Below are 25,231 nucleotides of genomic sequence, written 5' to 3'. Positions count from 1 at the left end.
AGGTGTGAGATAAATGTTACCGATTTTTGTCATTGTGTTGATTCTGGCACTCTCGGCTGCTGGTCAGTGGTATTTTTCAACGAGTCTGTCAAAGGGCAAGCACTCACAGCGCCTGGGAAATGAACGAAAAGCCTAGTGTTTTGCAATTATCAATTCATAATAAAAGGGACGGGAAGATTCCCGTCCCTTTAGCATTTTCATATGAAGCAGGTGAGATTCGAACTCACGACCGTTCGCTTAGAAGGCGAGTGCTCTATCCAGCTGAGCTACTGCTCCAGACCTAATAAGTATAATGATCTTCGAGAATAAAAGTCAATAGATAATCAATTAAAAAAAGCTAGTCCATTGACTGCCACTCAACTTTCTGATAGTATATTAGCGTTGTATTTGTGAACCAACAACTACAACCGCACGATAAACGAGTATAAAGCAATTGCTACTCGTTCGGCGAGTCTGAGATACTAAGGAGGTGCACAAAATTATGTACGCAATTATTGTTACTGGCGGCAAGCAGTACAAGGTAGAAGAAGGCAAGGCCATCTACGTTGAAAAGCTGGACGCTAAGCAAGGTGATTCTGTTACCTTTGATCAGGTTGTTTTCGTAGGCGGTGACGATACCAAGATTGGTAAGCCACTGGTCGACGGTGCTTCCGTTGAAGGTACGGTTGACAAGCAAGGCAAGGAAAAGAAGGTTGTAACTTTCAAGTACAAGCCAAAGAAGCACACCCACACTAAGAAGGGTCACCGTCAACCATACACTAAGGTAACGATCAACAAGATCAACGCTTAATTATGATTAAGGCGCATTTTCAAGTTAATGCGGATGGTAAGTTTGTGATGATTGAACTTACTGGCCATGCTGATTCTGGTGACTATGGGCACGATATTGTTTGTGCTGCAGTTTCTGCGGTAGTGGCGACGTGTGTTAATGCTCTCAGTAGTGTTGCCCATGTCAAGCCGCACGAAGAGTCAGACGATGAACAGGGTGGCTTTATCCGGGTTACAGAGATTGGCTCGGATCATGATTCGCAAATTATCTGCCAAACGTTGCTAGATGGGTTGTTATCAATTCAGCAGCAATATGGGCAGTACCTTGAAGTAAAAATGTTTAATTAATTTGTTTTGTGGAGGTGAACAACTATGATTATGGATTTACAATTCTTCTCTCACCACAAGGGGGGCGGTTCCACTGCCAACGGCCGTAAAACTGCCGGTCGTCGTCTGGGGACTAAGGCTGCTGATGGTTCAGTAGTTACTGCCGGCTCCATCATTTACCGTCAACGTGGTACTCACATTCACCCAGGTGAAAATGTCGGCCGCGGCGGTGATGACACGCTGTTTGCTAAGATTGATGGTGTTGTTAAGTTTGAACGGATGGACCGTCACAACCGTCAGGTATCTGTTTACCCGGTTGAAGCTTAATTGCCAACAAGGAAAAGCTGTAATGCCTAGACCACGTCTTCTGGGCTTACGGCTTTTTCTTTTACCCGCAACCTGTTAAGCAACGACCAGTAAATTAAACTTTACTGTTTTCTCTGAAAGGAGCAACCATGAAGAATAGTCGAATTGAACGCTTACGAAAGCAATTTGATGCTTACTATATCGACGCCTTGCTGGTAACCAATGACAAGAACATTTTCTACCTGACGGGCTTTCCGTTGATGGCAGGAGATGGTGCCTTGCTGGTTACCAAAGACAAGGCGGTGATGGTCACCGATGACCGTTACGCGACGGCCCTGCAAGATTTTGACAGTGATGAAGTGGTCGGGGTCATTACCCGCGATTATTACGGTGCAGTTAATAAGCTTTGTGCGGGAATGAAGATCGATGTCATGGGCTTTGAAAATACTGTTTCTTTTGAAGTATATGACATTCTCAATGACCTGATGGAAGCCGATATCGTCCCTTGCGCGGGAATGGTAGAATCACTGCGGACTGTGAAGGATCCCACTGAAATCGCGGCTCTCCGAAAAGCAGCCGACCTGCAGTCAGCTGGCTATCAGCACCTGTTAGCGATCGTTCACCCGGGAATGAGTGAGCGGCAAGTAGCTGTCGAGTTAGACTATTGGATGAAGAACCATGGTGCGCAAAAAGCATCGTTTGACACGATCGTTGCTAGCGGTGAAAATTCTGCCAAGCCGCACGCCACTGTTACTGACCGGCGGCTGCAAGCGGGCGACATGGTGACCGTTGACTTTGGTTACTATGTTGATGGATACACCGCTGACATGACGCGGACATTTGCCATTGGCGAACCCGGTGAGCAGATGCGGCAAGTCTACCAGCTGGTTAACCAAGCTCGCCAAAAGGTGATTGCTGCCGCTAAGCCGGGCATCCATGGTGATCTTCTTGATCGCGCTGGCCGTTCGCTGATCAATGATGCTGGTTATGAAAAAGAATTTCAGCACGGGATGGGACACGGCATCGGTTTATCAATTCATGAGTTGCCGCTGTCTTATGGTCCTGGTCGTGGCGACGTTGTGATTGATTCTAACCAGGTTATTACGGTTGAACCAGGGATTTACGTTCCATCAGTTGGTGGTGTCAGAATTGAAGACGACCTGTTAATTACCAAAGATGGCGCACAGCGTTTGACGACGGCTGATACTGATTTGGTCATAATTGATGCCAAATAACGCCGGCGAGAATTGCATTTTTTTGCGAGATAGTGCAAAATGAGGGTTAGTATTCAAATTGTGCGAACTGGAGGATTAACGATGGCAAAAGAGACAAACATTGTGTTAAATAGCGACGACCAGTCACTAGGAACGATTCAAATGTCACCACAAGTTTTAGAGATCATCGCTGGAATTGCGGCAAACGAAGTCGATGGTGTCGCTAAGATGCATGGGTCGCTAGCAAGCGGTGTTGGTGAGCTGTTTGGTCGTCAGCTAGACCGGCGTGGCGTTAAGTTATCCAGCAACGATGACGAGCTGGGGATTGACGTAGATGTTTACGTGCAATATGGTGTTTCAGTACCAAAGATTGCCGCTGAAATCCAGAATAAAGTCAAGCAGCAGGTAACAGTGATGACGGGCTTGACGCCAACTGAGGTTAATGTCCGGATTCAAGGACTTGTTGCTGATGAAAAGGAACAATCTATTGACCAAAACGACATTTTTGGTCTTCACAGCCAAGAAGAAAAAAGTGACGAGGAAGAGTAATTTTGAAACTGACAAGACATAAAATGCGGGAAGTCGCCTTTCAAACCCTGTTTGCTCTAGCAAGCGAACCAGATGCTGATCGGGAAACGATCTACCGAAGCCTGATTAAGCTCAATGATGATGAGCAGGCACCTGCTTTCTTGGATTCACTGGTGAGCGGTGTTATTGATCATCAAGAAGAACTGGATCAACAAATTAGTGCGCACCTGGCAGCGGGGTGGACCCTTCAGCGACTGGCTAAGCCGGATTTGATTATCTTACGGCTGGCCCTTTATGAGTTGCAGTATGAAGACGGAATGCCACAAGCAGTCGCTATTGACGAGGCACTGCAATTGGCCAAGGCATTTTCCGATGACCGTTCACGGAAGTTTATCAATGGGCTGCTGTCTAACTTCGCTGACTAAAAAAGTTGTTTCCCAATAAGAATTAGATATTAATGACCTCCAACGTTCTGACGGGTTGAACGCTGGAGGTTTCTTGGTGTTTTACCTCATTTGGTGGAAGAGACTATTTAGATTATCCGGTGGCCTCCGTGCCTGTGTTAAAATACATGTTGACTTAAATGAAAGGGGTCGGTCAAATGGCAACAATCATTGATGGCCGTGCTTATGCCAAAGAAATAAATCAGCAAACGAAACAGCGGGTTGACTGGCTCAAACAGCGGGGAATTGTCCCTAAGATGGCGGTGATCCTGGTTGGTGATGACCCCGCCAGTAAAATTTATACCAGGACAAAGCAAAAAAAGGCCAAAGCGCTGGGAATTGGCTGCCAGTTATTACGTTACCCGGTCGAAGTGACCCAGGAAGAGTTAACAGCAGAAATTGAGCGTTTAAACAAGGACCAGACGGTTAATGCAATCATGGTGCAGGAGCCATTGCCGGAACATATTGACAATATGGCCTTAGTGAGTCACATTTCTCCTGAAAAAGACGTGGATGGATTTAACCCTGTCAACGTGGGGAGACTTTATAATAATTTCCCTGGCCACTATCCAGTTTCCTGTACCCCGCGCGGTATTTTAATGGTTTTGGACCACTACCACGTTCCACTAGCAGGAGCTGACGTTGTTATTGTGGGTCGTAGCATCCTGGTCGGTCGACCCCTCCAGTCGCTTTTAATTAACCGTGATGCAACAGTGACGATGTGTGGACGAAAAACACCCAATTTAGTTAACCGTCTCCGTCAGGCCGATATTGTGGTGGTTGCAGCTGGCAAACCACGTTGGATTACTGGTAACGAAATTAAAAAGGGCAGTGTCGTCATCGACGTCGGGATCAATCGCCTGGCTGATGGGAAGCTTGTTGGCGATGTTGACTTTGCTAGTGCCAGACAGGTAGCGGGGGCGATCACCCCAGTGCCTGGAGGTGTCGGTCCACTGACGGTAGCAGTAATGGAAGCACAAACAGTAGACCTAACGGAGTGGCAGCATGAATAGTAATCATAGTTATTTAACGGTGAGTCAGCTGACTTCCTATGTTGCACGGAAGTTTTCCGCGGATCCTTATTTACAACGAGTTTACGTCAAGGGACAGTTAACTAACTTTCATCAGCGACCAACTCACCAGTACTTTAGTATTAAAGACGACCAGGCAGTCCTGCACGTGGTGATGTTTGCCAGCAAGTTTAGACGAGTTCGCTTTACCCCGACTGACGGGATGGAAGTCCAGCTATCGGGACGGGTTGACGTTTACCAGCGAAACGGTGAATACCAGTTTTACGCTGACACAATGGAGCCGGCTGGCATTGGCGACTTGTACGTCCGGTTTAAGCAAATGGCTGAAAAACTCTCCAAGGAGGGGCTTTTTAGCCGGCCCAAAAAGAAACTGCCGGTTCTTCCACAAAAGATTGCCGTGATTACGAGCCGGAGTGGGGCAGTCATTCACGATATTATTAATACTGCTGGTCGACGTGATCCACAGGTCCAGATTGTTCTCTTTCCTGCAGCCGTGCAGGGTGACCAGGCAGCCGATCAATTAGTCGCACGAATTGAGCAGATTAACGACTTAGGCGGGTTCGATGACATTATTATTGGCCGCGGAGGCGGCTCCCTAGAAGATTTGTGGCCGTTTAACGAGGAAAAAGTTGGTCGAGCGATTGCCGCTAGTAAAATCCCGGTGATTTCCTCGGTTGGGCACGAAACGGATACGACGATTGCCGATCTGGCAGCCGACTTACGGGCGGCAACGCCGACTGCAGCGGCTGAAATGGCAACCCCCCAGTTGACAGACTTGATAAGCCGGGTTGCGGAGCTGCAATCCCGGTTGACTAGCGCATTTGGTAAGTGCCTTCAGGCTAAGCAGCAGCAATTAACCACGCTGGCGGATAGTTACATTTTTAAACAGCCTGAGCGATTGTACGAAACTTACCTCCAGAACCTGGACAACTTAACAGCCAGTTTGCAGCAATCTTTCCGCCTTCAACTGAGTAATCGACAACAGGCCGTTCAAGCACTGTCGAGCCGATTGTTGCAGTACAATCCACAATCGTCCATGGCCAACTTAACTAACCAGTTAACTAATACCAAACAACGGTTAATAACTGCCGAAAAAAATAAGTTGGTTCACCAACAGCAAGTATTGAAGGGGTTACATCGCGAGTTAAGCAGCCTGGACCCGTACCAGGTCATGAAGCGCGGTTATAGTTTCATTAGTACTGACAAGCACATTGTGAATGGTGTTGATCAGCTAAGCGTCGGTCAACGGGTAACGCTGAACTTTTACAATGGGCAGGCGGCAGCAGAAATTAAGCAAACAAAGGAGAATCACGATGGCAACACGGAAAAGCAGTAAATCACAAACCTTTGAAAAACAGATGGAAGACCTTCAGACAATCGTCAACAACCTGGAGCAGGGAAATGTTCCTCTAGAAGAATCGATCAACCAGTTTAAAGACGGCATGAAGTTGGTCAATAGCTTGCAAAAGCAGTTATCTGGCGCAGAAAAGACACTTGCCAAGGTGATTGATGAACAGGGGCAGGAAAAGGAAATTGCCCAAGATGATCAGACTTCTTTTGGCAAATTCAATGGTAGCAAGGATACGACCGACGCTAATATGTCGGACTTATTTTAGTCGTTGATTGAAGGGATGTTGCATTATGGTAAAAAGCGTTGCGCAATACCAAGCTGTAATTAATGATTACCTGGCTCACCACCTCCATGCCGATGTTGATGAGTCAACTCTCTTCTCAGCAATGAATTATTCCTTAATGGCTGGTGGCAAGCGACTGCGGCCAGCGCTAACCCTCGCGGTTGTGGAAATGACTGGTGGGGTGATTACCACTGACTGTCTAAGAGCAGCTTGCGCACTGGAATTGCTCCATACGTATTCACTGATCCATGATGACCTGCCAGCGATGGACAACGATAAATTACGTCGTGGGAAGGCCACCAACCATGTCAAGTTTGGTGCAGGAATGGCAACCTTGGCTGGAGATGGCCTTCTCACACTGGCTTTTCAATGGGTCAGTGATAGTGGATTGCCCAGTGTAGTCCGGACGGAACTAACCCGTCAGCTGTCATTAGCAGCGGGACCTAGTGGAATGGTTGCAGGACAGGCACGTGATATTTTAGGCGAGAATAAGACACTAGATCTCCCTGCACTTCGCTATCTGCACCGGCAAAAGACTGGTGCATTAATTCAGTATGCGGTTAAGGCTGGCGGAATTCTAACTCGTCAACCGCAACCGGTAATGGATCAGCTGGCGCGCTTTGGGGAGCAATATGGCCTTGCCTTTCAAATTTATGATGATATCTTGGATGTCACCGCCAGTGCTGCCCAACTTGGGAAGGCTACCCATAAGGATGCTGGTGAGCATAAGAATACATATCCTGGGTTGCTCGGTTTGTCAGGGGCGAAGGAGCAGCTAGTCGCAACGTTAGAAGCAGCTCATCAAACGCAACAACTGTTAGCCAATATGACTGGGCATTCATTTGATGGGTTTACCCAGTTTTTAGCGTACTTCAAGGTTAGGGATAGCGTGGAGGAAAAACACTAATGGTTGAAAAACAACGAGTTGATGTACTGCTGGTCAAACAAGGACTTTTCGAATCACGGGAGCAAGCCAAACGGGCGGTCATGGCCGGCGAAATTTTAGGTAAGAATAACGAGCGGTTGGATAAGCCAGGTGAAAAGATTCCGGTAACAACCACTTTACACATGAAGGGTCATAAGATGCCTTACGTCAGTCGTGGTGGATTGAAGTTGGCTAAGGCACTCAAAGTTTTTCATATTAGCGTCGCTGATAAAGTTGTACTCGATATTGGTTCGTCCACGGGCGGTTTTACCGACGTGATGTTGCAAAACGGTGCTAAGCGCAGCTACGCCCTTGATGTTGGGACTAACCAGTTAGTTTGGCAATTACGAGAAGACCCCCGAGTCGTGGTCATGGAACAAACCAACTTCCGTTACAGTAAATTAGCCGATTTTACTGCGGGCCAGCCACAGTTTGCTTCAATTGATGTTTCCTTTATTTCTTTGCGGCTGATTTTACCACCCTTGGCGAAGATTTTACCGGTAGGTGGCGAGGTAGTAGCACTGATCAAGCCCCAGTTTGAGGCCGGTCGGGACAATGTCGGCAAACATGGCATTGTCCGCGACCCAGCGGTCCACCGCGAGGTCCTTCAACAGGTGCTTCATTTCGCTCGTGAGGATCATTTTGATGTGCTTGGGCTGGACTTTTCTCCTATTAAGGGTGGTCAGGGGAATATTGAATTCCTGGTTCACCTTAGACTAGCGGATGGTGTCGGAACGGTTGCTGACGGCATTAGTATTGCGGATGTTTTACGGGCAGCCCATGGTACACTTGATACAGCTAATTAATGAACGGAGGAGCGAAAGTGAACAAAAGCGAGCGACAGAAAGCCATTAAAGAATTAATTACTAATAATGACGTGGAAAATCAGGAAGGGCTAGTTAGTCTGCTGGCGCAACGGGGTGTTAACGTTACCCAGGCAACGATTTCCCGCGATATTAAGGAAATGCAGCTAATTAAGGAACCTAATCCAGAAGGTGGGTACCACTATAGTTTGCCTGTACGCCAGCAACCCAATGTTCGTCAGCGACTTGCTAATTCGTTGCGCAACGACCTTAAAGAGATTAAGGTTAGTGACCGTTTCGTCGCTTTATTGATGATCCCGGGGTGTGGTCCATCAGTTTCGCAGATGATTCAACGAGCACATTTTCCGCAAGTTTTCATCTCACTGGGTGATGACTCGACAGTACTGATTATTTGCAATTCAGCTGCTGATGCTAAGAAATTGGTGGCTCATTTGCAACCACAAAACCATTAAGAAAAGAGGGCCTGAGGGTGTTACAAGAACTCACCATTGATAATTTAGCCATTATTGACCACCAGTCACTGACCTTTGATGACCAGATGACGGTCCTCACGGGTGAAACCGGTGCTGGGAAATCGATTATTATCGATGCGGTTGGCCTCCTTGCTGGCGGGCGTGGTTCCCAGGAGTTTATCCGGCGGGGAAGTGACAAGCTGAATCTCCAAGGACAATTCACCGTTCCTGAAGACCCTCAGTATGTGGCAATGCTTGACGAACTGGGGGTCGATCACCAGGATGGTGTCTTAATCATAAGCCGGCAGATTAACCGGAATGGTCGCAATACTATCCGGGTAAATGGCCAACTGATTAATACTTCGACATTGAAAGAACTAGGCCGGGGGTTGGTCGATATTCAGGGGCAAAATGAGCACCAGCTCCTTTTACAACCGGAAACCCATCTGGGGATGTTGGATCAGTTTGCCGGGGAAAAGCTAGCGGCTGACTTGGCGAATTACCACCACTTATATGCTCATTATTTAAAGCTCAAAAAGATGATTAGTGACCGGCAACGAAATGAGCAGCAATGGGCCCAACGCCTGGATATGCTCCGCTACCAGGTTAAGGAAATTGGTGAGGCCAACCTTGTGCCTGATGAAGACGAAAAGCTGACCAGTGAGCGTGAACGCCTAGCACATTTTCAACAGATCAATACTGCGCTCCAAACGATTGTCGGTGTCCTCAATGATAATGAGGGGATGGCCGTCTTGGATCAGTTAGGGACGGCAATGGATGCTTTGCAGGGAATTGCGAAGTTTGATCCGGCTTTTGAGAAGATGAACCGGTCGTTAAATGATGCCTACTATAACTTGCAAGACTTAGCAGATAATGCTAACTCTCAACTGGAAACTTTGGAATTTGATGATGCCCGACTTGCCCAAATCGATGAGCGTCTAACGCTGATCGGGACACTAGAACATAAATACGGCGATACGGTAACAGATGTTCTGAAGTACTACCAGCAAATCCAGTCTGAATTAAGCCGGATGGAACAGAGTGCCGAGTCGGCTGATGACCAGGGAGCAGAATTGGCTCAGCTAAAGGAGCAACTAGTGACGCTCTCAACGAAGCTAAGCGAAAAGCGACACCGGGCTGCAAAACGGCTGGAGGCGCAGGTTCACCAGCAATTATCGGCATTATATATGGATAAAGCCGATTTTAAGGTTCATTTCTCACCAGTTGGCAACGAGGATGGTTTCGACGCTGGTGGCAGTGAACAAGTTGAATTTTATATTCAAACGAATCCCGGCGAAACAATGGGCCCGTTAGTCAAGATTGCTTCGGGTGGTGAATTGTCACGGGTAATGCTTGCCCTCAAGACAATTTTCGCTTCGACAGCGGGAATTACTAGTATCATCTTTGATGAGGTTGATACGGGGGTCAGCGGCCGGGTTGCTCAGGCGATTGCTGATAAAATCAAACTGATTGCCAAGCACTCCCAGGTGCTGTGCATCACCCACCTTCCTCAGGTTGCCGCAGTGGCGCAGCACCACTGGCATATTGAAAAAGGAGTCCATGGTTCACGGACAACAACAAGTGTTACCAAACTGACGAAGAGCCAACGAGTTGACGAACTTTCACGAATGCTGGCTGGTGAACGGATTACTAAGCTGACTCGTGAACACGCTTCGGAATTGCTGAAGATGGGACAACAATAAAAAATCAGCACTCTGGTCGTAAATCAGAGTGCTGATTTTTGTAATAATGGTTATCTCTTAACCATGCTGTAATTTTCTAAAGACGTGCTAAATACTGCAACTGATCAATAGTAAAAAGATAATTGACATGACCACGGGTTAACAGGTAGTGATGGTTATCAATTTGGTGAATAATACCTTGCAAGTTTGTTGGGTGATTGGCGTTTCGGCAAGGGCGTAACTGAATAAACACAATGTAGTGATGGCTGACGGACTTCTTTAAAAATAGTTGGCGCTGTGCCAGCGGCTGACGATTTAAGAGACGTGGTTGCTCGGTGGGGAGGTTAAAGAAACGTTTCATACCTTGACGTAATTGGTTAGTAGTAGTGGTTGTTAAAAGTGAAGCTGGATTTTGCATGATGTGTTCCTCCCGAACGTTTGTTTGTACCATCATTATACGAACGGGCGTTCGGAAAAGCAAGCACATTTAGAATTTTCAGTAAACGATCACGCTGGTAGTTGATTTAAGGCGGATTTTATTGCAAAATAGTAATATTATCTTTCTGCTAAGGAGCATTTGAGTGATGAGCAAACGAGGGATGTTAATTGTATTGTCCGGTCCATCTGGTGTTGGGAAGGGAACTGTGCGTAAAGCAATCTTCAACCAGCCCGGCAATGACTTTCAATACTCCATTTCAATGACCACCCGAAAGCCGCGTCCGGGTGAAAAAGATGGTGTAGATTACTTCTTTGTCAGCAAAGAAGAATTTGAGAAGCGTATCCAGGAAGGTGGCATGCTGGAATACGCTAAGTACGTGGACAACTACTATGGTACGCCACTGAAATACGTCAATGACACCCTTGATTCTGGGCGCGATGTTTTTTTGGAAATTGAAGTTAACGGGGCGATGCAGGTGCGTTCCAAGTGTCCTGACGGCGTCTTTATTTTCCTTACACCACCTGATTTGATGGAGCTAAAGCACCGGCTGATCCACCGAGGTACTGATAGCATGGAAGTTATCAATAAGCGCATTCACAAGGCCTTTGGTGAGATTCAAATGATGCAAAATTATGACTATGCGGTAGTGAACGACGAGGTTGACAACGCCGTGGATAAAATCAAGGGAATCATTAGGAGTGAACGTCTCCGCGTCCCACGGGTGATGCCTGACTACTTGGAAATGCTTGGTGACAAGTAGGTTGCATTTCACGCTGGCCGGTTAATCTGCTAAAATAAAGTTGTTGAATTAACGTATGCTAAAATTGAGAACTAAACAAAAAGTTCAGCACTTAAAGGAGTAATAGTTATGATTCTTTTTCCATCAGTTGACGAACTGTTGAAGCGGGTTGATTCCCGCTATTCACTGGTAATGCTTGCTAGCAAACGGGCTCATGAACTAGAGAATGGGGATCCTGAATTGCTATCACATTATGACTCAGTAAAGCCAGTTGGCCGGGCACTGGAAGAAATCGAAGCGGGTAAGGTCGTTATCGACCCCAATGCTCATGAAGACCTCCAGGACTAGTGGTCAGGACTAAGGGATGTGCAAACCTGCACATCCCTTTTTCTAACTGGTCAATGATATAATGAGGACGGTTTATTCATGGAGGTGCTGAATGGTGAAACATGTTGCTGTTTATGTGACGGGCAGTATCGCGGCGTATAAAGCCGTCGAACTAGTTCGAGCATTACAAAAGAAGGGTTTAACAGTGCGGGTGGCCGAAACAAAGGCGGCCACTAAACTAGTTGGACCGGTAACGTTTGCATCGCTAACCAAGCACAGCGTGCTCGTCGACTTGTGGGATAAGTCGGCAGAGGGACATGTTCCGCATATCGAATTGGCTGACTGGGCCGACTTAGCAGTAGTTGTGCCGGCTACTGCTAACGTGATCGCAAAAATGGCCAATGGAATTGCTGACGATGCCGTCACCGCCGCATTGTTAGCTACCAGTGCACCCATCGCGATCATCCCGGCAATGAATTCACACATGTGGGGAAACCCCGCTACTCAGCGCAATATCAACGTACTGAAACAAGATGGCCGTTTGTTAATGGAACCGGCGACTGGCTACCTTGCCGAAGGATACCAGGGTAAGGGGCGGCTGCCTGCTGTTTCAGCAATTGCTAACTTTGTGGAAACGGTGTTGATTGCTGATGACGACCAACTTAGCAAACGGAAAGTGGTTGTAACATTAGGTGGAACTCGTGAGCCGCTTGACCCTGTCCGCTTCTTAGGCAACCGTTCTTCGGGCAAAATGGGTGTTGCCATTGTACGTGCGGCACTAAATGCCGGTGCCACAGTGACAATTATTGCTGGCAGCGTGCAGGTTCAATTACCACAGTCGCCGCATTGTCAAATTATCAAGGTAACAACGACGGAAGAAATGGCGACGGCGGTTAACCAAGAGTTGAATGATGCCGACGTCTTGGTGATGGCAGCGGCGGTCGCTGATTTTAAACTGGCGTCGCCGGCCCAACAGAAAATTAAAAAGGCAGCTGGTCGTTCAAATTATCAGCTCACCTTAGTGCCGACAATCGATATTTTAAAGTCAGCGGGGCAGCGGAAACGACCAGGGCAGTTGGTGGTTGGTTTTGCCGCGGAAACTAACGACTTGATAGCTAATGCGCAGAAGAAGTTGGCTAACAAGAATGCGGATGTGATCGTGGCCAATGACGTGGGTGGTCTGCACGGTGCTTTTGGCAGTGAGGACAACCGGGTCACAATTTTGCAGCCCAATCAGGACCCGGATAAGTGGCCACTAATGTCAAAGAAAGCGGTGGGCAAACGACTGGTAGATTTAATTGCCCAGCTGCTCAGGAAGGAGAACTAGATGGCCCAAACTGTGCAGGTGATTGTTGATGTGCCCACCCAACAGACTAACCATCCTTTTACGTATAGCGTTCCGGATAAATGGGCAGATACCGTGAAGCCGGGGATGCGAGTGGTCGTTCCATTTGGTAAGGGCGATCGGCAGGTACAGGGGTTTGTTGTCGGTGTTGACGCGCCGCACCATTTTGACGGTGAACTGCGGCCACTAGCGGCGTTAATGGATTTGCAACCAGTAGTTAATGACGAACTGCTGAAGTTATCACAGTGGATGGCCGATGACACTTACTCGTTTTGGATTTCTTGTTTATACACCATGCTGCCGACCGCACTAAAGGGAAAGACACAACGGCTTATCCGGGTAATTGCACCGTTAAGTGACGAAGAGCGGCGAGGATTATTCGACCAGCAGGATGAGCTAGACTTTGCAACCATTCAGCAGGACCCAGACTTAGTTGCTAAAATCATCAAGTTACGTCGCCAGAAAAAGGTTCGTTTTGAGTACCGGGTAAAGAATCGTGCTGGAGTGAAGACCATTACCGGTATCAGGTCGCTTTTAACACCCGATCAAGCCGGGCTAGTAGCCAGTCATTTGTCGAAAAGGGCGGTTGCTCAGCACCGGTTGTTGGACTTTTTGGCTGGGCACTTTGACCAAACAATCCTGGAAAAAGAGGTGGAAAAACAGGCAAATATTTCTGCTAGTACCGTCAAGAAGGGTGAAGAAGAACACTGGTTGATTAAACTACCAGTCGAGCAATACCGGCGGCCTCATCAGGGTAAAGGATGTCAAAAGACTGCACCGCTCAAATTAAACCAGGAGCAGCAAGATGCTTTATCTGCCGTTGCAAGTGCGATGGACCAGGAAAACACGCAGACTTTTCTCTTACAGGGGGTTACCGGGAGCGGAAAAACTGAGGTTTACTTACAAGCAATTGCAAAGGCGCTGCAGAAGGGACAGACTGCCTTAATGCTTGTTCCCGAAATCTCACTAACACCACAGATGGTAGCTCGTGTCTGTGGTCGTTTTGGCGAACAGGTGGCCATTTTACACAGCAACTTATCGCAGGGCGAACGCTATGATGAGTGGCGGCGAATCGACCGTGGTCAAGCGCGTGTCGTTGTGGGGGCTCGTTCCGCAATTTTTGCCCCCTTAAAAAACCTGGGTATTATTATCATGGACGAAGAACATGAGACGAGCTACAAGCAGGATGATTCCCCACGGTACCATGCACGCGACGTTGCTAAGTGGCGGGCAAAATATCACCAGGCTGTGTTGCTCCTAGGGTCCGCAACTCCCAGTTTGGAGAGCCGGAGTCGTGCACAGGTAGGTGTTTACCAGCTATTACGGTTGTCTCACCGGGTTAATGGTCAGTCGCTGCCGCCGATTGAAGTAGTTGATATGCGTCCGGAGATCCGTCAGCAGGGAGAAACAAACTTTTCTCGCAGGTTGATGGAACTGCTGCAGGACCGACTCGGTAAGGGTGAACAAAGTATTTTGATGCTTAATCGGCGTGGTTTTTCTTCGTTTATGATGTGTCGTGACTGTGGGGCCGTTTTGAAATGTCCTAATTGTGATATTTCATTAACCCTGCACATGGATACACGGACCATGCGGTGTCACTATTGCGGCCATGAGGAGCCAATTCCCCAGTATTGTCCGCAATGTCATAGCCGACACATCCGCTATTACGGAACGGGAACGGAAAAAGTGGCCGCGCAGTTGTCCGCATTATTGCCGGCGGCACGTGTCTTACGCATGGATGTGGATACCACCCGTCGAAAAGGGATGCACGAAAAAATATTACGGCAATTTGGTGAACACCAGGCTGACATCCTCTTGGGGACCCAAATGATTGCTAAGGGGTTAGATTTTCCAGACGTTACCCTTGTCGGGGTACTCAATGCTGACACTGGTTTAGAATTGCCTGATTTTCGGGCAAGTGAGCATACCTTTGATTTGCTCGTACAAGTAAGTGGCCGTGCCGGGAGGGCTGATAAACCCGGTCACGTCATTATTCAAACTTTTAACCCGGACCACTACGCGATTCGTCTAGCACAGGCCCACGACTATGATCGCTTTTTTGCGACCGAAATGAATGTTCGATACCGTGGCGGGTATCCGCCTTATTATTACACTGTCCGCGTCATGGCTAGTCATGAACAGGAAGCGGTAGCGGCTAAGGCAATGATCAGAATTAGTGAGCAGATCAAGCGATCCGTTGCGCCATCAACGATTATTCTGGGGCCTTCACCGCGACCAATTGCCAGGATGAAGCGTCGCTACTACTACCAATTAGTCATTAAGTATAAGCAGGATCCACAGCTTCACCGAATACTGACGACGGTGTTGACTGAGACGCAGCCAAGGGGTTTTCGGGACCTTCAGGTATCCATTGATCCTGAACCACAGTTCTTTATGTAAAGGAGTTAGTTTTAATAATGAAATCAGTTGTTTTTATGGGGACGCCGCAGTTTGCCGTTCCAATTTTACAAGCACTTATTGATAGCCCTGATTATGATGTCTTGGCAGTTGTTACCCAGCCTGACCGCCGGGTTGGCCGCAAACACCGTTTTACGGCCTCCCCAGTTAAGGAAGCTGCACTGGCCAGTGGGGTGGATGTTCTCCAACCAGAAAAAATCAACAACAGCCCGGAAATGGCAAGGATCATTGAGATGAAACCAGACCTGATGATTACTGCTGCTTTTGGCCAATTTTTGCCAACAAAGTTACTGGCGGCGGCACAAATCGCGGCCATTAACGTTCATGCATCATTGCTGCCAAAGTATCGTGGTGGTGCACCGGTACACTATGCGGTTATCAATGGTGACCGCGAAACCGGGGTGTCAATCATGTACATGGTTAAAAAGATGGATGCTGGCGATATCATTGCGCAGAAAAAGGTGCCGATTACTAAACAGGACGATACTGGTTCAATGTTTAACAAGTTGAGCTTGCTGGGACGTGATTTACTGATGGAAACATTGCCGCACTTGATTAATGGGGACGTCCATCCCGTTGAGCAGGATTCGGCAAAGGTTAGTTTTTCGCCAAACATTAGCACCAAGCAGGAACGGATTGATTACACCATGACTGCTGATCGAATTGATGATAAAGTACGTGGGTTAAGACCATTTCCCATTGGCAACATGATTGTTGATGGCTTACGTACCAAAATATACGATGTAACCCCACTGGATGAAAAAACGGGGATGACGCCCGGTAAAGTAGTTCGGGTGGAAAAGCATGCGTTGGTGCTGGCCGCCGGTGAGGGGACGGTTTATCAAATTAATAAGCTGAAACCGGCGGGCAAGCCGTTAATGGATATTACGGCCTACCTGAACGGACATCAAAATCTGACGGAAGGATTCCAGGCAATTACCGATGACGAACATTAAAAAGACGCCGCGCTGGTTGGCAATGGTCACTTTAGACCGGGTTATTGGTCAGGAGGCGTATTCAAACCTGCAGCTGAATAATACGATTACCCACCATCAATTATCTGAAGTCGACAGGCGGTTGTTGACAAACATTGTTTACGGAACATTGCAGCACAAGTTGACGCTAGATTACCGGCTAGCGCCATTTTTAAAAAACAAAAAGCTGGCTAATTGGGTCCATGTCCTCTTATTAGAAGCTGCTTACCAGCTCGACTACTTACAACGAGTCCCCGACTTTGCAGTTGTTAATGAGACGGTAGAAATCGCAAAGGTGCATGGTAATCCGGGAATTCGCAAATTGGTAACTGCGGTTTTACATAATTACCTCCGTCATCCCCGCCGTGATTTAAGTGATATTAAGGATCCGCTTCTGCGTTTGTCTGTTAGCAGTAGTGTGCCGCGCTGGTTAGTGGAACAACTGACGACGGATTATGGAATGGAACAGACTAGGGCAATTCTTACCAGTATTAATGAACCAGCACACCTGTCTTTGCGGGTCAATTATGCCAAGGGAAGTTTAAAAAAAGTCGTTGACCAGCTTGCTAATGACGGAGTGAGGGTTCATTGCAGCCCGCTGGCACTGGCAGGGTTGGTTGTTGATTCTGGCAAGGTTATTAGTAGCTCAGCTTTCAAGAACGGACTAGTAACCATCCAGGACGAGAGTGCCCAACTGGCGGTGGATAGCATGAAACTGGCAGATGATTTTAAAGTCCTCGATGCTTGTGCAGCCCCGGGTGGCAAAACGGCACAAATAGCCGAACAACTTGGACGAGGCAAGGTAGTGGCCCTCGATCTTCATGCTAATAAGGTGCGGCTGATCCAGAAAAATGCTACTCGCTTGGGTGTTAGTGACCAGGTTGAGGCCATGGCCCTTGACGCGCGTAAAGTTGGGAAAAAATTCGCGGATGAGGAATTTGACGCTATTTTGGTCGATGCGCCGTGCAGCGGAATTGGGTTATTACGTAAAAAACCAGAAATTCGCTACGCCAAAACAGCAGCCGACAGCCAATACCTCCACCAAATTCAGCTAGCAATTTTGAATGCAGTGGCCACAAAAGTAAAAAAGGGCGGTATAATAACTTACAGCACTTGTACCTTGTTAAAAACGGAAAATGAGCTAACGGTTCGTGAATTTCTCAGTTCGAATCCGCAGTTTGCCGAGTTAACAACTAAAACAACAAAGTGTATTAAGGATGGTCGAGATGCTCGCTCGCTAACTATTTTGCCGAGTGACTATGATACCGATGGCTTTTTCATCGCTACCATCAAGCGTCTCTCCTAGAGGGGAATTTTCTGTCAATGAAAACTGCTTTCAAAAGCGATATTGGTCGTCACCGTAAGCAAAACCAGGATCGAGTAGCCTTGTTTACTAACGAGCAAGGCCTCTTTTTGGTCGTCATTGCTGATGGTATTGGTGGCAACCAGCGGGGAGACCTTGCCGCAGAACTAACAACTAAATCGTTTGGCCGTGCCTTTACTACTGTTTCGCCAATGACGCCTCAAATGGCTTCAAAATGGCTTGTTTCACAAGTGCAACTTATTAATAATAAAATTTTAGAAAAATCAAAAGAGAAACAAAGTTATCACGGAATGGGGACTACCATGGTTGCCGCAGTACTATTTGACGATCAAGTAGTGGTGGCGAACATTGGCGATAGTCGTGGCTACATTATGCACGACGGCCAGTTAACTCAGATCACGGTGGACCATTCCCTAGTGAATGAACTTGTTAAAAAAGGTGATCTCACCGAACAAGAAGCCCAAAATTCGCCACAAAACAACATCATTACCCGGGCAATCGGCATTTCTGCTGAAGCCAAGGCAGATGTCAATCGCTTCCGGCTCAAACGTGGTGACCAACTTTTGCTATGCACCGACGGACTTTCAAAAATGGTTCCGTTGCAGCAAATATCAGAGGTACTTACATCACGAAAGTCACTGAAGAGGAAGTGTGGCCTATTAATTAAAATGGCGAATAAGGCTGGAGGTCCAGATAATATCACCGTCTCAATAAGTCAATAAGACCAAGAGAGGTTATTAACATGAAGCCTGGAGATAAGCTTAGCAACCGGTACGAGATTATACGGCCGCTGGGCGAAGGTGGAATGGCCAATGTGTACCTAGCGCATGATTTATACTTAGATCGTGACGTGTCGGTTAAGCTTTTGCGGCTTGACCTCCGTGACGATCCGCAGACCCGCCGCCGCTTCGAACGTGAAGCAATGGCAACAACCCAACTTCATGATCCGCACATTGTTGGTATCTATGATGTGGGGATTGATCATGGCATGCAGTATTTAGTCATGGAATACGTTAAAGGTACTGACTTAAAGGCCTATATTAGCCGCCACTTTCCGATCCCGTTGCCGCAGGTCGTCGATATCATGGAACAGGTGCTTTCTGCCGTAGAAGTTGCCCATGCTCATGGTATTATTCACCGCGATTTGAAGCCACAAAACATTCTAATTGATGACAATAAGCACATTAAAATTACAGATTTTGGGATTGCCACGGCAACATCCCAGAACTCTTTAACGCAAACGAATACACTTCTCGGCTCTGTTCACTACTTGTCGCCTGAACAAGTACGCGGCAGCATTGCCACTGAGCGGTCTGACATTTATTCTTTGGGGATTATCTTGTACGAATTGCTGACGGGCAAGGTTCCCTTTGAGGGGGAAAATGCTGTCTCAATCGCCCTGAAACATTCCCGAGAAGAAATGCCGTCGATTCGACGACAAAATCCTAACATTCCGCAGGCGCTGGAGAACGTAGTTATTCACGCCACGGCTAAGCATCCGGCCTGCCGCTACCAGTCAGCAAAAGAAATGGCCGAGGACTTATCTACTGCTTTATCACCATCCAGAAAAGACGAGCCACCGTACACGTTCGATGATGGGGATGACGGTGAAACGAAGGTCCTGGACCTCGCTGAATTGGAACACAAGGAGCAAACACAACACCAGTCAACCGACAAAGAGCGGCCGACAAAACCATCTGTGTGGCAACGCCACAAGAAGCTGATGATTGGTAGTGGGATTGCAGCGGTTATCTTCATCGGGATTGGTTTGGGGACATACCTAAATACTGAAATCAGCGTTCCTGACGTCAGGGGGATGACGACTGCTCAGGCCAAGTCACAGTTGAGAAAAGCCCATGTCCATGTTGGCCGGGTAAAAGAACAGCATAGCCAAAGTGTGGCTGTTGGTCGTGTTCTGACTACCAGCGAGCCGGACAGCCGTGTCAAACGCTACCAACCAGTTGACCTGACGATCAGCCGTGGGGCCAAGCGTTGGACCATTAAGCAATACGTTGGCCAAACGGCAACGGATGTTGCGGATGAACTGCGATCTCATGGTGTCAAAGTGGTGATTAAACACCGCTACAGCGATAATGTAGATAAGGGGCAAATCATTGCCCAAAGTCACAAGCAAGGGACGGTGGTTAACCCAGCGCGTCAGTCAGTGACACTAACAGTGTCGGCGGGGAAGCCGCAATTTACTGTTCCTAACTTTAAGCATGACGATATTAGTGCGGTGCAGTCTTACGCCAATAAACACGGCTTGCAACTGACGACAACGGAAAAGTTCTCAAGTACTGTTCCCAGCAACCACGTCCTTAAGCAAATTCCGAAGGCGGGAGCAAAATTGAGCCGTGGTGATACGCTGACGGTGATCATTGCTTCTTCTGGTAACCAAACGAAGACAACCAACATTCAAATTAATATTCCATTTGATGGCAATGGTGGCAAGCATGAGAACCGGGTTCAGGTCTATATTGCTGATGCTAACCACAACCTAACGATGGAGTACCAAGATATTACAATTAACCAGGAAACCACGATTAACGTTCCGTTTACTCTGCGAAAAGGAGAAACTGGCTCCTACCGGGTTGTCAGAAACGGGCGGACGATTATGAGTGCAACTAACATTACCGGATAAGGAGTGACGTGGTGAAAAAAGGAATTATTCAGCAATCACTGGGCGGTTTTTATGACGTTTTAAGTGATGGCAAAATTTTTCGAACGCGGGCGCGCGGTAACTTCCGCCAGAAAAAGATCAAGCCGCTTGTTGGCGACAAGGTTGAATTCAGCGCAGATGATCCGCAACACGGCTACCTGCTAAAGGTTTTGCCACGGGTTAACAGTCTTGTCCGCCCACCAGTCGCCAATGTCGACTTAGCGGTGGTGGTTACGGCTGTTGTCCAACCGCGATTTGTTCCTAATCTATTAGACCGTCAGTTAGTGGCGCTAGAAAAGAATAAGGTTACACCAGTGATTTACTTTTCGAAGACTGACCTGGCTACCGCGGAAGAATATCAGCAAATTAAGACGGTCGCAGCAGGGTACCGCCTGGCTGGTTACCAGGTGTTTTACGATAGGAACCCCTTTGCTAATGAACAGTTAGCACAACTGAAAGAAGTACTTCGTGGACAAGTGGTGACGATGATGGGTCAAACTGGTGCTGGCAAGTCGACATTGCTTAACCACCTAGATTCCTGCTTGCAGCTGCCAACTGGCGAAATTTCGTTAGCGTTAAAACGCGGTCGTCACACTACCCGCAAGGTTAGCCTGCTGAGTGTGGGTGGGGCGTTGATTGCTGACACACCGGGATTTTCTTCTTATGAGGACCTTTCCATTGATGCTGATACGTTACCCAAGTTATTTCCGGAAATGCTGGCCCTAGCGCCACAATGCCGTTTTCGTGGTTGTCGCCACTTAAAGGAGCCGGGATGTGCAGTGAAGGATGCCGTTGACAGTGGTACAATAATGGAGTCACGATACGAAGATTACGTTGCCTTTCAGCAAATGATTGCCAACCGCAAACCAAAGTATTAGAAATGAGGAGATTTAGAAATGATTAAAGTTGCGCCTTCAATTTTAAGTGCAGATTTTGTTAACCTTCAACGCGATATTGAACGTGTTGACAAGGGTGGAGCTGAATACCTCCACATTGACATTATGGATGGGCAGTTTGTGCCAAGTATCTCGTTTGGACCAGATTTTGTGAAAGCCATCCGGCCAATTACCAACATGGTGTTAGACGTTCACCTGATGGTTCAAAACCCAGAACACTTGATTCCTGAGTTTGCTAAAAACGGGGCAGATATTATTGGTGTTCAGGTGGAAGCTACTCAGCATATTCACCGTGCGCTGCAGATTATTCACAATAACGGGGCGAAGGCGGAAGTTGTAATTAATCCAGGGACGCCAGTGGCGATGATTACACCCGTTCTTCACATGGTTGACCAGGTATTAGTGATGACCGTTAACCCTGGTTTTGGTGGTCAGAAGTTCCTGCCAGAAACGGTGGATAAGATTGCTGAACTAAACGAGTTAAAGAAAAAGCATGGTTACGACTTTGATATTGAGATTGACGGTGGTGTCAATGACCAAACTGTCGTTCCGTGCTACAAGGCGGGGGCTACCGTCGCCGTTGCTGGTTCCTTCGTTTTCGGTGCAGATGATCCGGTTGCACGGGTTAATGCCATCCGTAACGCAACAAAGTAATTAACAGTAATTATTTAAGAGGGGCTGTTTGCAGTTCCTCTTCTTTTGTTAGGTGGTGTTTTGATGAAGGAAGTTTCAACGGTTAACTTAATGGTTGGCGGCCCCCAGCAGCTAATTCCCTGGCAAGAAGTAGACCGTAAGGCTAACCAACCGTGGGTAGCAGTTGATTACGGTGCGGTGCGGTTGGTAGAGCGGGGGATTATTCCCCAGTATGCACTAGGCGACTTTGATTCCAGTACTGACAAGCAGCGTCAGGCCGTAAAAGAAGCGGTGGGCAACATTCAGCAGTTTCCGCCCGAAAAGGATTACACCGATACACAGTTAGGATTACTGACGGTTCAACGTCATTACCAGTATGACCAGGTTTGCCTTTATGGGGCGACTGGCGGGCGGCTGGACCACCTTCTGGCCAACCTTTTCTTGCCACTAGCACCGGCTTTTCGTCAGTCACTGCCGAAATTAGTAATGCGAGATTGCGGCAACACCGTCAGATTCTTTTTGCCGGGAAGCTATTGTTTAACAAGAGAAGCGGGGATGAAATATCTGGCATTCGTCAACTTAACGGCGGTTGAAGGGCTAACCCTCGTCGATGAAAAATACCCGCTTGATAATTGGAATTGTTCTTACCCGGTTTCCTGGACGAGCAATGAGTTTAATGGGGAAGAAAACCATTTTTTGTTTAAGTCGGGAATCGTTGCCGTTATTCAGTGTCGGGATGTTTTCTCGACACTGTCAAGGAAAAATACTTGAAAGTTATTCTTGCATTAGTTTGCTTGCTATGGTAAATTAACTAGGTGAGTTACAGCGCAATGCGTGGCGAATAATTTGTTCAGCAGAGGAGGGAAACCAATGGCTAAGGATTACATCACTGGCAAGCGGACGCGTTTTGGTAACAAGCGTTCACACGCGTTAAACGCTAGCCGCCGCAGCTGGAAGCCAAACTTGCAGAAGGTTACCATTCTAGAAAATGGTAAGCGGAAGAAGGTTTACGTTTCTGCACGGACCCTGAAGTCGGGGAAGCTGAACCGGATTTAATTTAGCGATTAGCTGTTCGCGATGCGGGCAGCTTTTTTAGTTTCCGGCGGCTTTGGCATGTCTTTATTTTTGAACGCTTCTTATGTTATGATTAACCAAACTGCAAACTTTATTAAGTTAACGATCAAGGAGGCCATTTAAATGGCAGTTAAAATTAAAACTCATTCTGGCACCATCGATATCGCTAATGACGTCATTTCATCTGTTGTTGGCGGAGCCGCTACGGATAACTACGGTGTTGTTGGAATGGCTAGCCGAAATCCCGTTCGCGACGGCTTTAATCAGATCCTGCGTCGTGAAAATTACAGTAAGGGTGTGGTGGTCCGTCAGCACGATAATAATATTGTCGTCGAAGTTAATATCATTGTCAGCTACGGCACTAAAATCTCTGAGATCTCGAAGAGTGTTCAGCAAAAGGTTAAGTACAACCTGGAATCGATGCTGGGAATTAACGCGGACGAAGTTAATGTTTACGTTCAAGGTGTCCGGGTTACTGACAACAACTAGGTTCAAGGGAGGAATTTAATTGGCTGTTAAAGAAATTACTAATCTGGAATTTGGCAAGATGGTCCAAACGGCAGCTGCTAAGTTAACCCAGCAGGCAAAATTTATTAACTCGCTGAACGTCTTCCCGGTTCCTGATGGGGACACGGGGACTAATATGAGTATGTCCATGGCTAGTGGTGCTAAGTATGAACGGGAGGCCACTAGTTTGAACGTCGGCGACTTAGCAGCTGCCTTAGCCAAGGGCCTGTTAATGGGTGCCCGGGGGAACTCAGGTGTTATCTTATCGCAGATTTTTCGTGGATTTGCGAAGGATGTTGAGGGAAAGAAAAGTCTCTCGGTTGAGGAATTCGTTCACGCCTACGCGGCTGGTGCACAGACTGCTTATAAGGCCGTGATGAAGCCAACAGAAGGGACGATCTTAACGGTAGTTCGCGAAAGCGCCCAGGCGGGGATTAACGATATCGAAAATGGCAACGACCAGGACATCGTTGCCGTAATGAAAGATATCCTTGATGCAGGGCAGGCGGCCCTCAAAAAGACACCGGAATTGCTTGCCGTCCTCAAAGAAGTCGGCGTTGTCGACTCTGGTGGTCAGGGTCTAGTCTTCGTCCTACAGGGCTTTTATGACGCACTAATCGGTAAGGAAAGTACTGAACAGCCTGATAGTGCGCAGATTGACGAAATGATCAACGTCAAGCACCACCAGAGCGCACAGGGAAAGCTTAATCCAGAGGATATTAAGTATGGTTACTGTACCCAGATGATGGTACGGCTTGGTCGTGGCAAGCAGGTTGATCGCAAGTTCGATTATGATACTTTCTACAACTACCTGGCTAAACTTGGCGACAGCTTACTGGTAATTAATGATGATGAGGTAGTACGTGTCCACGTTCACACTGAACACCCGGGAAAGGTTTTGTCCTGGGGCCAAGAGTTCGGTGACCTTCAGACAGTAAAGGTCGATAACATGCGCTGGCAACAAGAAGAGATCATGGAACATGATGACCAGCAGGACGACGAAGAATCATCTGAAACCCCTGTTGAACGAGCCAAGGAGCAAGCAGCAAAGAACCCCGAAACGGCAGTGATTGCTGTTGTGGCCGGTGAAGGTGTTGCTAAGCTTTATAAGGGAATGGGTGTTACCACCATTATTAGTGGAGGGCAGACGATGAACCCAAGTATCGAAGATCTTGCTGACGCAATCGCTAATAGCGGAGCTAAGCAGGCCCTGGTTCTGCCTAACAACGGCAACATCTTTATGGCTGCTGATCAGGCGGCACAGGTATCAGACATCCCAGTAGCTATTGTTCACAGTAAGAGCATTGCCCAGGGGTTGACAGCCCTTTTGGAATACAACCCTGATGCTAGTCTTCAGGAAAATCACGATAATATGGAAGCTAACTGTGTTAACGTCAAGAGCGGTGAAGTTACTATCGCCGTTCGTGATACTAAGCTGAATGGTCGGGAAATCAAGAAAAACGACTACATGGGGATTGTTGATGGTGAAATCACCAATACTAATCCTGATGTGCAGACTGCTTCTATTGACATGGTCAAGAAGATGCTTGATGAAGATAGTGAGGTTGTAACGATTCTGTTTGGTCAGGATGGTAATAAGGCCACGGCGGAAAAAATTCGCGATGCGGTTCTTGACGCCGATGATGAATTAGATGTCCAGATCTATGAGGGAGACCAGCCAGTTTACCCTTACCTGATTTCTGTTGAATAAATAACGATATTTTCGGCTGTGTGGCGTGGTCCGCACAGCCGCTTTTGGCAA

General features: G+C 47.5%; 29 protein-coding genes, 1 tRNA gene and 1 other annotated feature. Of the genes, 28 read left to right on the top strand and 2 right to left on the bottom strand.

Features of this window, described 5'->3' with window-relative positions; genetic code table 11:
• The first annotated feature begins 13 nt into the window (after positions 1–13).
• A complete protein-coding gene (locus C1710_RS08405; RefSeq protein WP_268874797.1) occupies positions 14–136 on the top strand; it encodes a hypothetical protein in 123 nt (40 codons plus the stop codon).
• A gap of 66 nt (positions 137–202) precedes the next feature.
• On the opposite strand, the gene C1710_RS00360 is transcribed toward C1710_RS08405, so the two are convergent.
• Positions 203–276, bottom strand: a tRNA-Arg gene (locus tag C1710_RS00360).
• A 119-nt stretch (positions 277–395) separates the two neighbouring features.
• Positions 396–465 (top strand) — a sequence feature (ribosomal protein L21 leader region).
• A 16-nt stretch (positions 466–481) separates the two neighbouring features.
• Between C1710_RS00360 and rplU the strand changes: the two genes are divergently transcribed.
• The 13 genes from rplU to recN all read left to right on the top strand — a co-directional run bounded on the left by rplU (position 482) and on the right by recN (position 10,155).
• Positions 482–790, top strand: a complete 309-nt coding sequence (rplU, locus tag C1710_RS00355; protein ID WP_102278824.1) for a 50S ribosomal protein L21 — start codon at positions 482–484, stop codon at positions 788–790.
• A gap of 2 nt (positions 791–792) precedes the next feature.
• Positions 793–1,116: a ribosomal-processing cysteine protease Prp gene (locus C1710_RS00350; protein ID WP_102278822.1), complete on the top strand. Its 324-nt coding sequence runs from the start codon at positions 793–795 to the stop codon at positions 1,114–1,116.
• 24 nt (positions 1,117–1,140) lie between these two features.
• Positions 1,141–1,422, top strand: a complete 282-nt coding sequence (gene rpmA, locus C1710_RS00345) for a 50S ribosomal protein L27 (protein WP_102278819.1) — start codon at positions 1,141–1,143, stop codon at positions 1,420–1,422.
• A gap of 128 nt (positions 1,423–1,550) precedes the next feature.
• Positions 1,551–2,636 (top strand): M24 family metallopeptidase, encoded by a 1,086-nt coding sequence (locus tag C1710_RS00340; protein ID WP_102278816.1) that lies wholly within the window; start codon positions 1,551–1,553, stop codon positions 2,634–2,636.
• 81 nt (positions 2,637–2,717) lie between these two features.
• On the top strand, positions 2,718–3,164 hold the full coding sequence (locus tag C1710_RS00335; RefSeq protein ID WP_102278814.1) for an Asp23/Gls24 family envelope stress response protein: 447 nt from the start codon (positions 2,718–2,720) through the stop codon (positions 3,162–3,164).
• Positions 3,165–3,166: 2 nt separating this feature from the next.
• Positions 3,167–3,568 carry a transcription antitermination factor NusB gene (gene nusB, locus C1710_RS00330; protein WP_102278812.1) on the top strand — a complete coding sequence of 134 codons (402 nt, stop codon included), beginning with the start codon at positions 3,167–3,169 and terminating at the stop codon, positions 3,566–3,568.
• 176 nt (positions 3,569–3,744) lie between these two features.
• On the top strand, positions 3,745–4,599 hold the full coding sequence (locus tag C1710_RS00325) for a bifunctional 5,10-methylenetetrahydrofolate dehydrogenase/5,10-methenyltetrahydrofolate cyclohydrolase (protein ID WP_102278810.1): 855 nt from the start codon (positions 3,745–3,747) through the stop codon (positions 4,597–4,599).
• A complete protein-coding gene (gene xseA, locus C1710_RS00320; RefSeq protein WP_102278808.1) occupies positions 4,592–5,953 on the top strand; it encodes an exodeoxyribonuclease VII large subunit in 1,362 nt (453 codons plus the stop codon). Before C1710_RS00325 ends, xseA begins: the two co-directional genes overlap by 8 nt.
• Positions 5,931–6,233, top strand: a complete 303-nt coding sequence (locus C1710_RS00315; protein ID WP_102278806.1) for an exodeoxyribonuclease VII small subunit — start codon at positions 5,931–5,933, stop codon at positions 6,231–6,233. The genes xseA and C1710_RS00315 overlap by 23 nt, the downstream gene beginning before the upstream one ends.
• Positions 6,234–6,258: 25 nt before the next feature.
• On the top strand, positions 6,259–7,158 hold the full coding sequence (locus C1710_RS00310; protein ID WP_102278804.1) for a polyprenyl synthetase family protein: 900 nt from the start codon (positions 6,259–6,261) through the stop codon (positions 7,156–7,158).
• On the top strand, positions 7,158–7,982 hold the full coding sequence (locus C1710_RS00305; protein ID WP_102278802.1) for a TlyA family RNA methyltransferase: 825 nt from the start codon (positions 7,158–7,160) through the stop codon (positions 7,980–7,982). The genes C1710_RS00310 and C1710_RS00305 overlap by 1 nt, the downstream gene beginning before the upstream one ends.
• A gap of 17 nt (positions 7,983–7,999) precedes the next feature.
• Positions 8,000–8,452, top strand: a complete 453-nt coding sequence (locus C1710_RS00300; protein ID WP_102278799.1) for an arginine repressor — start codon at positions 8,000–8,002, stop codon at positions 8,450–8,452.
• A 17-nt stretch (positions 8,453–8,469) separates the two neighbouring features.
• Positions 8,470–10,155, top strand: coding sequence for a DNA repair protein RecN (gene recN / locus C1710_RS00295; RefSeq protein WP_102278797.1), 1,686 nt, complete (start codon positions 8,470–8,472; stop codon positions 10,153–10,155).
• A 76-nt stretch (positions 10,156–10,231) separates the two neighbouring features.
• Here recN and C1710_RS00290 read toward each other — a convergent pair whose 3' ends face one another.
• The gene (locus C1710_RS00290; RefSeq protein ID WP_102278795.1) at positions 10,232–10,552 is read right to left on the bottom strand and encodes a hypothetical protein; all 321 of its coding nucleotides are present in this window, start codon (positions 10,550–10,552) and stop codon (positions 10,232–10,234) included.
• A gap of 166 nt (positions 10,553–10,718) precedes the next feature.
• Between C1710_RS00290 and gmk the strand changes: the two genes are divergently transcribed.
• The 14 genes from gmk (at position 10,719) to C1710_RS00220 (ending at position 25,180) form a co-directional block, all read left to right on the top strand.
• Entirely contained in the window at positions 10,719–11,333 is a 615-nt protein-coding gene (gmk, locus tag C1710_RS00285) for a guanylate kinase (protein ID WP_102278793.1), read from the top strand.
• A 108-nt stretch (positions 11,334–11,441) separates the two neighbouring features.
• Positions 11,442–11,660 (top strand): DNA-directed RNA polymerase subunit omega, encoded by a 219-nt coding sequence (gene rpoZ / locus C1710_RS00280; RefSeq protein WP_102278790.1) that lies wholly within the window; start codon positions 11,442–11,444, stop codon positions 11,658–11,660.
• Positions 11,661–11,754: 94 nt separating this feature from the next.
• Positions 11,755–12,966 carry a bifunctional phosphopantothenoylcysteine decarboxylase/phosphopantothenate--cysteine ligase CoaBC gene (gene coaBC, locus C1710_RS00275; RefSeq protein ID WP_180961331.1) on the top strand — a complete coding sequence of 404 codons (1,212 nt, stop codon included), beginning with the start codon at positions 11,755–11,757 and terminating at the stop codon, positions 12,964–12,966.
• On the top strand, positions 12,967–15,384 hold the full coding sequence (gene priA, locus C1710_RS00270) for a primosomal protein N' (protein ID WP_102278785.1): 2,418 nt from the start codon (positions 12,967–12,969) through the stop codon (positions 15,382–15,384). It begins immediately after the preceding gene.
• A gap of 17 nt (positions 15,385–15,401) precedes the next feature.
• Positions 15,402–16,358 carry a methionyl-tRNA formyltransferase gene (gene fmt / locus C1710_RS00265; RefSeq protein ID WP_102278782.1) on the top strand — a complete coding sequence of 319 codons (957 nt, stop codon included), beginning with the start codon at positions 15,402–15,404 and terminating at the stop codon, positions 16,356–16,358.
• A complete protein-coding gene (gene rsmB / locus C1710_RS00260) occupies positions 16,345–17,682 on the top strand; it encodes a 16S rRNA (cytosine(967)-C(5))-methyltransferase RsmB (RefSeq protein WP_102278780.1) in 1,338 nt (445 codons plus the stop codon). The genes fmt and rsmB overlap by 14 nt, the downstream gene beginning before the upstream one ends.
• Before the next feature lie 17 nt (positions 17,683–17,699).
• Positions 17,700–18,422 carry a Stp1/IreP family PP2C-type Ser/Thr phosphatase gene (locus C1710_RS00255; protein ID WP_102278778.1) on the top strand — a complete coding sequence of 241 codons (723 nt, stop codon included), beginning with the start codon at positions 17,700–17,702 and terminating at the stop codon, positions 18,420–18,422.
• Positions 18,423–18,442: 20 nt separating this feature from the next.
• Positions 18,443–20,341: a Stk1 family PASTA domain-containing Ser/Thr kinase gene (pknB, locus tag C1710_RS00250; protein ID WP_102278775.1), complete on the top strand. Its 1,899-nt coding sequence runs from the start codon at positions 18,443–18,445 to the stop codon at positions 20,339–20,341.
• 11 nt (positions 20,342–20,352) lie between these two features.
• On the top strand, positions 20,353–21,237 hold the full coding sequence (rsgA, locus tag C1710_RS00245) for a ribosome small subunit-dependent GTPase A (RefSeq protein ID WP_102278772.1): 885 nt from the start codon (positions 20,353–20,355) through the stop codon (positions 21,235–21,237).
• Positions 21,238–21,255: 18 nt separating this feature from the next.
• Positions 21,256–21,909, top strand: a complete 654-nt coding sequence (gene rpe / locus C1710_RS00240) for a ribulose-phosphate 3-epimerase (protein WP_102278769.1) — start codon at positions 21,256–21,258, stop codon at positions 21,907–21,909.
• Positions 21,910–21,972: 63 nt separating this feature from the next.
• Positions 21,973–22,659: a thiamine diphosphokinase gene (locus C1710_RS00235; protein WP_102278767.1), complete on the top strand. Its 687-nt coding sequence runs from the start codon at positions 21,973–21,975 to the stop codon at positions 22,657–22,659.
• 99 nt (positions 22,660–22,758) lie between these two features.
• Positions 22,759–22,944 (top strand): 50S ribosomal protein L28, encoded by a 186-nt coding sequence (gene rpmB, locus C1710_RS00230; protein ID WP_102278765.1) that lies wholly within the window; start codon positions 22,759–22,761, stop codon positions 22,942–22,944.
• Positions 22,945–23,085: 141 nt separating this feature from the next.
• Positions 23,086–23,451: an Asp23/Gls24 family envelope stress response protein gene (locus tag C1710_RS00225; RefSeq protein WP_102278762.1), complete on the top strand. Its 366-nt coding sequence runs from the start codon at positions 23,086–23,088 to the stop codon at positions 23,449–23,451.
• A 19-nt stretch (positions 23,452–23,470) separates the two neighbouring features.
• A complete protein-coding gene (locus tag C1710_RS00220; protein WP_102278758.1) occupies positions 23,471–25,180 on the top strand; it encodes a DAK2 domain-containing protein in 1,710 nt (569 codons plus the stop codon).
• Positions 25,181–25,231 lie beyond the last annotated feature (51 nt).

Origin of the sequence: [Lactobacillus] timonensis, from assembly GCF_900240275.1 — a bacterium.
Lineage (GTDB): Bacteria > Bacillota > Bacilli > Lactobacillales > Lactobacillaceae > Limosilactobacillus > Limosilactobacillus timonensis.
The sequence above is the reverse complement of the archived record's forward strand: the minus strand, read 5'-3'. Positions and strand labels throughout refer to the sequence as shown.